We start from the raw sequence: 11,924 nt of genomic DNA, 5'->3' as shown, positions 1-11,924 counted from the left end.
ATTAAGAAATCTTATCCCAGGAAATACCCGGCGACCGCTGATTAAGATAATGTGCCAACAGAGTGTTTTTCTTGGAGGAAAGAGAGGGATCTTCCTTAAATATCTCGATGACGCTTTGACGTGCCTCCATTAGGATAGCTTGATCGGAAGCAAGATTAGCGATTTTCATTTCGAGCACACCAGACTGTTGCGTACCCGAAATGTCACCCGGTCCGCGGAGTTGTAAGTCTACCTCGGCAATCTCAAAGCCATCCGAAGTACGTACCATAGTTTCCAGCCGGGTTTTCCCTTCCTTGCTGAGCTTATGCGTTGTTAACAGGATACAGAAAGACTGTTCTGCTCCCCGCCCTACGCGCCCGCGGAGTTGATGTAGTTGCGACAACCCGAAACGTTCTGCGTTTTCAATGATCATCACGGAGGCGTTCGGCACATTGACACCTACCTCAATAACGGTCGTAGCGACCATAATTTGTGTTTCGCCTTTAACAAAGCGTTGCATTTCAAAATCCTTATCTTTGACGGGCATTTTGCCATGCACAATACTGATTTTATATTGGGGCAATGGAAATTCTCTTTGCAGATTTTCAAGACCAGCTTCTAAATAGAGTAAATCCATTTTTTCACTTTCCTTAATTAACGGATACACGACATAAATTTGTCTCCCTTTAGCAATTTCTTCTCGCATAAAGCCGAATACCCGCAAACGTTGATTTTCGTAGAAGTGTACCGTTTTAATAGGTTTGCGCCCCGCCGGAAGCTCGTCGATAACAGAAATATCAAGGTCGCCATACATGGTCATAGCCAGCGTTCGGGGAATAGGTGTTGCGGTCATCACGAGCATGTGCGGCGGGACGATGTTTTTGCGCCATAGCTTCGCCCGCTGCTCTACACCAAAGCGATGTTGTTCGTCAATGACCACGAAGCCGATGTTTTTAAACTTTACCTTATCTTCAATGAGTGCATGTGTTCCGATGAGGATATCCAACGTGCCCTCTTCCAGTTGTTGATGTATCAATCGTCTCTCCCTGATCGGTGTAGAGCCTGTTAACAACTTAACCGTACAAAGTTCGTCGCCCAGTAATGCACGAATTCCAGCGAAATGTTGTTGTGCCAGAATCTCGGTTGGCGCCATCATACAAGCTTGGTATCCGTTATCGATGGCGATCAGCATCGACATTAACGCCACAACCGTTTTACCTGAACCTACATCACCCTGTACAAGTCGGTTCATCTGCGCACCTGTGTTCGTATCTTGACGTATTTCCTTAACGACGCGTTTTTGGGCGTTGGTTAGGGGAAAAGGAAGCCGCTCATTAAAAAAAGTATTGAATTTGTCGCCTACTTTGTCAAAGCGATGTCCTTTATATTTTTGCGTATTTAACTGCTTATTACGTAACAACCGAAGCTGAATAAAAAACAATTCCTCAAATTTCAACCGACGAACAGCAGCATTCAAATCGGGTGTATTTTGTGGAAAATGAATAGAAAGCATAGCCTTTGCATAATCCATCAATTGATGCTTTTCCAATAAATAAGGAGGAAGAGGTTCCTGAAGTGTGTTGAAAATTGTTTCTAATGCTACTTGTTGCAATCGCTGTATACCTCTAGTATCAAGATTAAATTTTTTGAGTTTTTCGGTCGATGAATATACCGGCTGCATGGTTAGGTTACCAATTTTCTTTTCCTGCGGATGAAATAATTCCATCTCGGGATGTGTGATAGAGATCTGACCATTAAATTCGGAAGGTTTGCCATAGATGATATAAGCAGACCCTACTTTCAAGCTTTTTTTTAGCCAGGTGATGCTTTGAAACCACACCAGTTCGATGCCGCCGGTGTCGTCCCGGAATTGACCAACCAGTCTTCGTGCTCTTTTTTCTCCAATTTCCTGAATAGAAATAAGACGTCCCAAAATTTGTGCACCGATCATATCGGGATGCAACTGACGAATTTTGTGAAATTGTGTGCGATCGATGTACCGAAAAGGGTAATGGGATAGTAAGTCGCCAATAGTAAAAATCTGTAGCTCTTTTTTGAGCACGTCTGCCTTTTGCGGCCCCACACCTTTTAGGTATTCTATCGGGGTTATTACAGATAAATTAGCCATTCCTAAGAACGGCTAATTTACAAATAAATATTATTTATTCGGTTACAGCTGGTGAGTTGGTTCCGATATTGAAAAACTCCGGTTTGCCATCCACACAACGAACCCCCGTAGGAGATGTTACATACATACAATCAGAAACAGCACCATATTTCTTATTGTATTCGGCCTCCAATTGGGTGTATTTTTCAATCAGATCCAGTAAATCACCCGATTCATCGGCAGCCTCGGGATAAGGAATATATTCCTGCGGGCCGCCGCATGCTTTGCTTCCCAATGCTTGTGGACGCCAATCTTCCGCATTTTCACAAGGTATGGTATTTATCTGGTCTAATATTTCTTGCCGCCTCTCGGCTAATCTTTTGCGATCAGCTTCTTGGCCATTGCCGACATTCGATTTTTCACAAGCAACTACAATTCCGAGCGTCATCAACAACATTAAAAATCTTTTCATGGCACATGGTGTTTAGTTTATCACATTATAGAAATGAACGTAAATTTTATATGGAACGCTACGTTTCGTTCTGTTGTTTAATAAGTTAAACCAATTTTGTGCTATAGCAGTTTGTTGTTTAGTTAGTTTTGCCACACTTTCGTTATAAATTCTTTTAATGTTTTCCAATTAAAAAGAACAATAGCAAATAAGATGATGGCATAGGCCAGGTACTTATGTGGTGCAACGGACTCCTGGAAATAGGTAATCGCCAAAGTGAATGCAATGAGTGGATTGACATAAAGAAGAACCCCCGTAGTAGAGGACGATATACGTGTTAGCGCATACATGCTGAAAAATAACGGGATGATTGTGAAAATGACGGCTATTGTCAGTATGCTAAACCAAAAAAAAGGCTCCTTAGGAACAGCATGTTGATTAATGAAAAGCTTAGGGATGACAAATAATGAACAGAGTGTTAGCTGGACGGCTAACATATTCAGCTTGTCAAACCCCTGCGAGGCGCGTTGAACGATTAAATAAAGGGCGTATAACGAAGCAATACTTATGGACCAGAGTACATCTGTAAGCGAACCGGTTGCCAATGTAACCGCGCTAATCAATGCAATGCCAAGAGCAGTCCTTTTTAAAGGCCCGAGTTGTTCTTTAAGAATGAAAAATGCCGCTATGGCGGTAATAAGTGGGCAGATGAGGTAAGCAAACGCCGCGGATTGTACGCTGATGTGATTAACGGCATATATATAGGTGAACCAATTTCCAAAAATCAACACGGAAGCCGATATAGTGAGGCCAATCGTTTGTGTTTGCCGAGGGCTTGGTAACAGTTTAAAGACTGCTATATCTCGTTTTAAAAACTTGAATCGGAATAAAAAGATAAATAACCATAGTACGGTAAGCGCAGCCAGAATGCGATAGTATAAAATATCTTCTGCCGAATATTCCCTTACCCAACGTACCGGAATAGCCATAAATCCCCATATTAAGGGAGCCAAAAAAGCCGCAAGAAAATAATTTTTGCGACTTTTTGTTTTCTCGGATGGTTGTTCCACGAGCTATGCTTTCCAGGCAATAACGGATATTTCTACGTTCACGTTTTTAGGAAGTGTCTTGACGGCTACAGTTTCACGCGCAGGCTGATTCTCGGTGAAGTATTGTGCATATACCTCGTTGATGGTAGCGAAATCATCCATATTGGAGATGAAAATACTCGCTTTTACGACATCGTTGAGCGTATACCCAGCATGTGTTAAGATAGCTTGTACATTTTTTAAAACCTGATGGGTTTCATCTGCTACTCCACTATTGATCAACTCCATCGTTTCAGGAATCAAAGGGATTTGTCCAGAAACATATAATGTATTCCCCGCCTGAATAGCTTGATTATAAGGCCCGATAGCTGCCGGAGCCTTTTCGGTATTTAATATCTGTTTGTTTGACATGATTATAAGTTACTTTGAAAAAAATATTTTATAGATAATGGCCAAAATAAACACGGAGATCGCAACGATATTCATGATGCGCATCGCTTTTCTGTTGAATCGGGATGATTCAGAAAGTTGTGGTTTCGTCTCTTTTGGCTCCATGCTGCTAATTTACAATGGAAAATCTGAAAAATCAAAAGTGGGTGTATTAATCCGTTCTAAACTTTGTGTAAGTTTACATCTTCCATAACTTAGCACAAAAGATATACAGATGGGGACACGTAAATTTGCACTGGTGAACGGCCATATTTTCAATGGAGATCATGTTTTTTTAGAGCATGCCCTAGTTATACAAGGAGAAAAAATCAATGGTATATGCCCTGCATCCGACGTTCCTGCAGATGCCGAACGGATTGATGTGGAGGGAACCAATATCTGTCCAGGGCTTGTTGATTTGCAGGTGTATGGTGCCGGCGATGACCTGTTTTCAGCCGAATTAACAGCGGAAAGCATTGCCCGGATTGAACGTCGGCTGCTTGCCCAGGGATGTACTTCTTTTGTATTAACGCTAGCAACGAATACCATATCCGTATTTAAAAAGGCGATCCGCATATTTAATAATTATCAGCCTCAATCAGCTATAGGGTTGCATCTAGAAGGACCCTTTCTCAATCCTCAAAAAAGAGGGGCACATCCTGCCAAACTAATTCTATCGCCATCCGTCGAACTCATTTCAGATTTATTGGAGGAAGATCGAGGTGCTGTTAAAATGATGACAATTGCTCCTGAACAAATCAATGCGGAGAGTCTGGACTTGCTTTTACAACGTTCCATCTTACTTAGTGCAGGGCATAGTGCAGCCCGTTTTGAACAGGGTATGCAGGGTTTCGATAAAGGAATAAAAGCAGCTACTCACCTATGGAATGCAATGTCATCTTTTCATCATCGCGATATTGGGCTCCCGGGAGCCGTATTTAGGCATCCCGAAGTTTCCGCATCGATTATCGTAGACGGTATACATGTGGATTTTCAAGCGGTAAAAATTGCAAAAGAGTTGATGGGAAGGCGTCTATTTCTGATTACCGATGCGGTTGCAACATGCCATAAAGGAATTTATCAACATGTGCTCAATGACGATCATTATATCTTGCCTGACGGAACGCTGAGTGGTTCTGCACTTTCGTTACTCGGCGCCATACGAAATTGTGTCGAATACGTAGGTATACCCTTGGAGGAGGCTGTTCGGATGGCGACCTGCTATCCGGCAAATTTAATTGGACGATCCGATATAGGCAATCTCGATGCGGGATCACGGGCAAATGTATTGGTGTTTGATGCTGACTTTAATGTTCATGCGGTGTATTGCCAAGGGGAAAAGGTTGTAGCTTAAATGGATCAGACTTCAATCAATTTAACATTTTCATATACATAAAAACATTAGTTTTGTACCCTATGAAATATCCATGGTTACAAAACGTAGTAATAGTTGCCTTGATTTTTTCCACCGTGATGCTTTCTTGTGCTTCCCGCAAGAACAGGCGAGCTTCGAAGGAATTGAAGTCGCCCGCAGTAGAAATAGTAAAAGCGGAAAATGAAGAGGCGAAGGCTATAAAAAGAGAAGAAGCAGCGGCTGCGCCAGCAGTTGAAAAATCGATTCCAGAAGAAAAATCTGTTGTCGAGGAAAAGAAACCTGTTGTGGAAGTTCCGTTACGCGTCGAATTACCAGACGTTAATCGAGAGTTTAGAGGAGCTTGGATTGCAACAGTTGCCAATATCAATTGGCCAAGTAAAGGAAATTACGCTACCGAAGCACAAAAACGAGAAGCCATACAGCTGTTGGACTTGTTAAAGGAGAATAATTTTAACGCCGTGATATTTCAAGTCAGGCCGTCAGCAGATGCCCTGTATGACAGTCCGCATGAGCCATGGTCTTATTTCCTGACAGGACAAATTGGCAAACGCCCAAACCCTTACTATGATCCATTGACCTTTTGGGTAGAGGAAGCGCACAAACGTGGGTTAGAGCTTCACGTATGGCTAAACCCTTATCGTGCGCATCATTCTACGGGTGGGGCGGTGACTAGTGAATCTATGGTACGTAAAGCATCCGATATGGTTGTTCGACTCAAAAACGGTATGTATTGGTTTGATCCAGCCAATCCCCATACGCAAGATCATGCGGCGAAAGTTGTGCTGGATATTGTAAAACGATATGATATAGACGGCGTTCATTTTGATGATTATTTCTACCCCTATGCAAGTTATAACGGAGGTGCAGATTTTCCGGATGATGCTTCGTGGAATACCTATCGTAGAGCGGGAGGGACATTGTCGCGAGCAGACTGGCGCCGGGACAACGTGAACCGTTTTATAGAACGCGTATATAAGGAAATAAAAGCCGAAAAAAGTTTTGTAAAATTTGGGCTTAGTCCGTTTGGGATATGGAAACCTGGTTATCCATCAGGTGTAACAGGTTCTTCTCAGTACGATGAACTATATGCGGATGCCAAATTGTGGTTGAATAAAGGATGGATAGATTATTTTGCTCCCCAGTTATACTGGCCTATTGATCCGCCTCGGCAAAGTTTTACAGCCCTTTTGCGATGGTGGGAGTCGGAAAATACACACAAACGACATCTTTGGCCAGGATTAAATACGGTGGAAGTACGAGCGCCAAACAGACCGCAGGAAATTGTTAGACAGATTGAAGAGACCCGGAAGCTGATTCCTAATAGTGTAGGCGCTATCCATTGGAGTATTGCTGGGTTAACGAACAGCCCCGGTATGGTGCAAGCCATGAAAACTGGCCCCTATAGCCACCAGGCATTAATTCCCCGATCACCTTGGTTACATGCAAATCCATTGTTGACACCCAGTTTGTTGCTGACAGAAGAAACCAGCAGCGTATTTGCAAAATGGCTGCATAAGCAGCCTGATCAAGTATTCCAATGGGTTGCCTATGCGCAATATGGCGATGTATGGGAATATGAAATATTGGATGGACAACAGACAGAAAAAAGTTATCCGAAAATAAAAAATGGAAAACCACTAAAAACGGTTGCTGTAAAAGCTATCGATCGGTTGAGCAACGAAAGCGATTATATTGCTAAAAAAGTGAAATAAACTTTATAAAACCGTATTATTAGGTTTAAAAAAGACGCTACATTATAAAAAAAGTAGCGTCTTTTTTCTTGTTTTAATTTTTCTTGTTTATGTTTGTTATGAAATTAAAAACGCATAAATATGAAAATATTCACCCATTTATTGCTTTTTTTAGCATTTTATTTTGCGGCATGTGCTGGTGGAAGTAAGCAAAATAGCGATAAAAACGCAGAAACCGATAAGCGTCAAACGAACGGCCCAATAATTCCTGGTGCTGATCAGCTTTCTGCTTATTTGCCTTTGTTAAAAGGAAAGAAAGTAGGTTTGATGGGTAATCAGACCTCTATAGTGGGAGAGGAGAAGGAGCATCTGGTAGATGTATTGTTACGGGAGAAGGTAGACTTAAGATTTGCCTTTGCACCGGAGCATGGATTTCGGGGGGATATTGAGCGTGGTGAAAAGGTGGATAATACGGTCGACAAAAAAACAGGCCTTACGCTGCACACGTTGTATGGTGAGAATGCGAAGGCCGATTCTATCGTAGGGTCGGTGGACGTTATGATTTTCGATTTACAGGATGTAGGCGCTCGATTTTATACGTATGTAGCCTCAATGCACCGGGTAATGCAGCTTTGTGCAAACCAAGGCAAAAAAGTAATTGTGCTGGATAGACCAAATCCCAATGGAGATCAGGTAGATGGCCCGGTACGAAAAGATGATAAATTTAAAGCGAACATCAGCTATCATAAAATTGCGATGATCCATGGGCTAACGGTAGGCGAGTTGGCAAAAATGATTAATGGAGAAGGTTGGTTGGATGGGGGCAAAACGTGTGATTTGGAAGTGATTCCGGTGAAGAACTGGGACCACAATATATCTTATGAGCTGCCCGTAGTTCCATCGCCTAGTTTGCCGAATTATGCCTCTGTAAGATTATACATGTCGCTCTGCCTTTTTGAGGGGACCGATATCAGTATAGGGCGTGGAACAGATTGGCCGTTTCAGGTAGTGGGATACCCAAACCCCGTATTTGGCGAATTTACTTTTACACCGGGTACACGGCCGGGAATGGCCGCACACGTGGAGCAGCAGGATAATTTGTGCTATGGAATTGATTTGCGGAATGTGGATGCCGTCAATGAAAAATTCACGTTGAAATACTTGTTGGACTTTTATCATAAAATGCCGGATAAAAGCAAGTTTTTTGCTCGTCCGGAGTTTTTTGACAAACTCGCAGGAACCGATGAATTGCGGAAACAAATTCTTGCCGGTAAGACAGAAAGTGAAATTCGTGACAGCTGGGCAGAAGAGCTAAAAGCTTACAAAGAAATGCGTGCGAAATATTTAATGTATGCTGATTTTGAGTAGAAAATCGGAAACACGCCTTGTGCGTGTTTTTTTATTCAAAAAAACCGTCGGGTATTCATAACATACGTTTTTACAAAAATTGTAAAACTAAAGCCGCAAAAATGAATCTTATTAGAAGTAATTGATACATTATAAATAAACTAACTTGCTATGCGAAAATCTTTACTATTTTCTGTTGCACTTGGGCTAACAACAGTATCGTTTGGTTCGTTGGCCTACGGGGGAGGGTACCCTATCGGCGAAGGTAAACCTCCGGTATCCGTTTCCGATATCAACATCCAAAATGCGGTTACCGGTCGGGTGACCGGTGCGGAGGGACCCCTTGCCGGTGTAACGGTGACTGTAGTTGGCGGAACAACTTCCTCCAGTACCGATGCAGAGGGGAGCTATTCCATCCAAGCACCAATGGGAGCGACATTACGCTTTACCTATTTAGGATACCACGCCAAAGATGTTGTCGTTTCTGGTAATACACTGGATGTGAATTTGGAAGCCGAAGACACGACATTGGACGAAGTGGTCGTCGTGGGATACGGTTCGCAGCGCCGTTCGAATATTACCGGAGCAGTGTCCACCGTGGATACGGAGAAGACCTTTGAAACGCGCCCGATTACCGATGTGGGGCGAGCTTTGCAAGGTGCTGTCTCCGGTTTATCCGTTTCGACGCCAAGCGGAGATTTGGGAGGCGACCCCACCATTCGGTTACGCGGTGTCAGCGGATCGTTGCAGACACAGGGCGGCGCGTCGCCATTGATACTGGTGGATGGAGTAGAAGTACCGAGTCTGTCCATGATCAACCCTACGGATATTGAAACCATGTCGGTTGTCAAAGATGCCTCGGCCGCCATTTATGGATCAAGAGCGGCATGGGGTGTTGTCTTGATCAAAACGAAATCAGGCAAAAGAAATACAAAGACATCCATCAACTATTCCAATAACATAGCCCTTCAGAAACCGACAACAACACCTGTTATTGCAGGAGGTGCAGAAGGAGCAAGAGCAGGGTTGCTTGCGCAACAGCGGACGAACCCCTCGCTAACGGGCTATAACAATTTAGGTACCCGTTACGATGACTACGCCATCGAGAAAATGGAAGAGTGGGAACGCCTATACGGAGGACAGAATCTAGGTTTGGAGATGGTGGAAGGACGAGATTGGGAAGTGAAAGACGGATTTCTTTATTTCCACCGGCCATGGGATGCAGAAAGTATGTTTATGCGCGACTTTACACCACAACAAAACCATAACCTGAGTATTACCGGCGGATCGGATAAAGTAAATTACAACGCCGGATTTGGATTGGTCTCCCAAACGGGTATATTGAAAGAAAACCCGGATAAATACAACAGATATAATTTTAATCTCGGCATAAATGCCGATCTCAATGACTGGCTGACAGGTTTTGCGAAAGTTTTGTATTCGGCTTCGGATGTTAGTAAGCCCTATTCCTTTAATGGCGACGTATTCGAGCCTATATTCTACATGTATCGTTGGCCGCGAAATTTTCCTTACGGAACGATCGACGGATTGCCTATGCGAAATGCGATAACAGATGTGCAGCAGGCAAACATGAATGTAAGAACGCTGAACATGACCCGTATTTCATTCGGGGGGCAGGCAACCATTATGGAGGGACTAACCTTGGATGCCGACTACACCTATTCACAGTATCTCAACCGGTTTGATATCAATGGTGGTAGCGTAACGGGTTGGGATTTTTGGAACAAAACAGATTTTGATTATATGACGTATACCGGTGCGACGCACGACCGGGCGAGAAAAGAACGTAGCATGAGTACCCGGCATGTCGCGAATATATATGCGACCTACGATAAAAGCTTTGACGACGCACACAACTTTAAGTTTATGGCTGGAGCGAATGCCGAGCTAGCTGAATCGGACAACGTTTGGGGGCAACGGCTCGGGCTTCTTGATCAAAGTTATCCGCAGTTAGGTTTGGCCACGGGCGACCAGACGACAAGTTCGGGCGCATCACATTGGTCTACACTCGGCTTTTTCGGGCGTATTAACTATGATTACCAAAATAAATATCTTTTCGAAGTACTGGCTCGGTATGATGGTTCCTCTCGATTCAATAAAGAAAACGTTTGGGGCTTTTTCCCGGCGATGTCTGCCGGATACGTGCTTTCTCAGGAAGAGTTTATGGACTGGACCAAACCTTATCTGGATTTCTTAAAAGTAAGAGCTTCCTGGGGTAGTGTCGGGAACCAAACGGTGCCTACTGGGCTATATCTGTCTACATTAAGCCAGGCCCCAACGAATTGGGTGATTGATGGGGTTAATCAGAATACGATGACGACGCCGACCATTGTTTCTCAAGATCTGACTTGGGAAACGGTAACAACACAAGAGATCGGAATAGATGCGGCATTTTTCCAGAATAAATTTAATGTGACGTTCAACCGTTTCAGAAGGACGATTTCGGATCTTATTACGGGGGGTGTGATATTGCCGTCTAGTTTTGGGGCACTCTCACCTTTGCGTAATTTTGGCGAGATGCAGACCAACGGTTGGGAATTGGAATTAGCTTATAATCATAGTTTCAGCAATGGTTTGAATATGCGATTGGCAGGTCAGCTGTCTGATTTCAAAGAAACGATCACCAAGTTCGATGGACAAGCTCAGGTAAATGTCAACGGTACCTCCACCAACTACGAAGGTAAGCTTATCGGCGAAATTTGGGGTTATGAGACCGATCGCCTTTTTCAAGTTGATGACTTCATTGCAAATCCAGATGGAACATATACGTTAAAAGAAGGGATTCCTTCACAGTCTTTTTATGAAACCCCAAATTTTAAATTTGGTCCAGGAGACATAAAATATAAAGATCTGAATGGAGACGGTGTGATCGGTATAGGGGATGGTACAGTGCAGAATCCCGGTGATCGGAGAATCATCGGTAATTCCAATCCAAGGTATCAGTATGGTTTCCGTGCAGATTTCGACTATAAAGGATTTGATTTAGGCTTCTTCCTGCAAGGAGTCGGCTCACGTGACATTTGGGCAGGAGGAGATTTTATCGTGCCGGGTTGGAGGCCTGCGGAAGCGTGGTATACACATCAAATGGACTATTGGACACCGGAGAATACCGGAGCGTTCTATTATCGGCCCACTGATCAGGGACAAAGTAATACCACGTTGAACCACATGCCGCAAACGAGATATCTGTTGGATATGTCTTATCTGCGGTTAAAAAATTTAACGTTTGGATATACGTTACCTTCATCGGTGATGGAAAAAGCTAAAATTTCGAAACTAAGGGTGTTCTTCTCAGGCGAGAACCTGTTGGAATTTGATAATTTAGACGTTCCGGTCGATCCAGAAATAGATTACACCGTGGAAGGAAGAGATGATTCCAATGCTTTTGGTCGATCAGGCAATGATCTAAATACATTCGGTCGCTCCTACCCGTACCGCAGAACATTTTCATTAGGGCTTCAATTAACTTTTTAGA

At 43.4% G+C, this 11,924-nt stretch carries 9 protein-coding genes; 5 read left to right on the top strand and 4 right to left on the bottom strand.

Annotated elements, in window-relative coordinates; genetic code table 11:
* Position 1 precedes the first annotated feature (1 nt).
* From recG to EWE74_RS15580, 4 genes are all read right to left on the bottom strand, one after another.
* On the bottom strand, positions 2-2,107 hold the full coding sequence (gene recG, locus EWE74_RS15595) for an ATP-dependent DNA helicase RecG (protein WP_130142531.1): 2,106 nt from the start codon (positions 2,105-2,107) through the stop codon (positions 2-4).
* 34 nt (positions 2,108-2,141) lie between these two features.
* Entirely contained in the window at positions 2,142-2,558 is a 417-nt protein-coding gene (locus EWE74_RS15590) for a hypothetical protein (protein WP_130142530.1), read from the bottom strand.
* 122 nt (positions 2,559-2,680) lie between these two features.
* Positions 2,681-3,607 carry an EamA family transporter gene (locus EWE74_RS15585; RefSeq protein ID WP_239018680.1) on the bottom strand — a complete coding sequence of 309 codons (927 nt, stop codon included), beginning with the start codon at positions 3,605-3,607 and terminating at the stop codon, positions 2,681-2,683.
* Between the two features lie 3 nt (positions 3,608-3,610).
* A complete protein-coding gene (locus EWE74_RS15580; RefSeq protein WP_130142529.1) occupies positions 3,611-3,997 on the bottom strand; it encodes a RidA family protein in 387 nt (128 codons plus the stop codon).
* A gap of 37 nt (positions 3,998-4,034) precedes the next feature.
* Here EWE74_RS15580 and EWE74_RS15575 point away from each other — a divergent pair, with 37 nt between their 5' ends.
* The 5 genes from EWE74_RS15575 (at position 4,035) to EWE74_RS15555 (ending at position 11,923) form a co-directional block, all read left to right on the top strand.
* Entirely contained in the window at positions 4,035-4,229 is a 195-nt protein-coding gene (locus EWE74_RS15575) for a hypothetical protein (protein WP_130142528.1), read from the top strand.
* A gap of 21 nt (positions 4,230-4,250) precedes the next feature.
* Entirely contained in the window at positions 4,251-5,369 is a 1,119-nt protein-coding gene (gene nagA / locus EWE74_RS15570) for an N-acetylglucosamine-6-phosphate deacetylase (RefSeq protein WP_130142527.1), read from the top strand.
* Positions 5,370-5,431: 62 nt separating this feature from the next.
* Positions 5,432-7,102: a glycoside hydrolase family 10 protein gene (locus EWE74_RS15565; RefSeq protein WP_130142526.1), complete on the top strand. Its 1,671-nt coding sequence runs from the start codon at positions 5,432-5,434 to the stop codon at positions 7,100-7,102.
* Between the two features lie 120 nt (positions 7,103-7,222).
* Positions 7,223-8,449, top strand: coding sequence for an exo-beta-N-acetylmuramidase NamZ family protein (locus EWE74_RS15560; RefSeq protein ID WP_130142525.1), 1,227 nt, complete (start codon positions 7,223-7,225; stop codon positions 8,447-8,449).
* 150 nt (positions 8,450-8,599) lie between these two features.
* Entirely contained in the window at positions 8,600-11,923 is a 3,324-nt protein-coding gene (locus EWE74_RS15555; protein ID WP_130142524.1) for a SusC/RagA family TonB-linked outer membrane protein, read from the top strand.
* Position 11,924 lies beyond the last annotated feature (1 nt).

The sequence above is a fragment of the Sphingobacterium corticibacterium genome, assembly GCF_004208525.1.
Taxonomy (GTDB): Bacteria; Bacteroidota; Bacteroidia; order Sphingobacteriales; family Sphingobacteriaceae; genus Sphingobacterium; species Sphingobacterium corticibacterium.
This window is presented reverse-complemented; position numbering and strand designations above follow the sequence as displayed.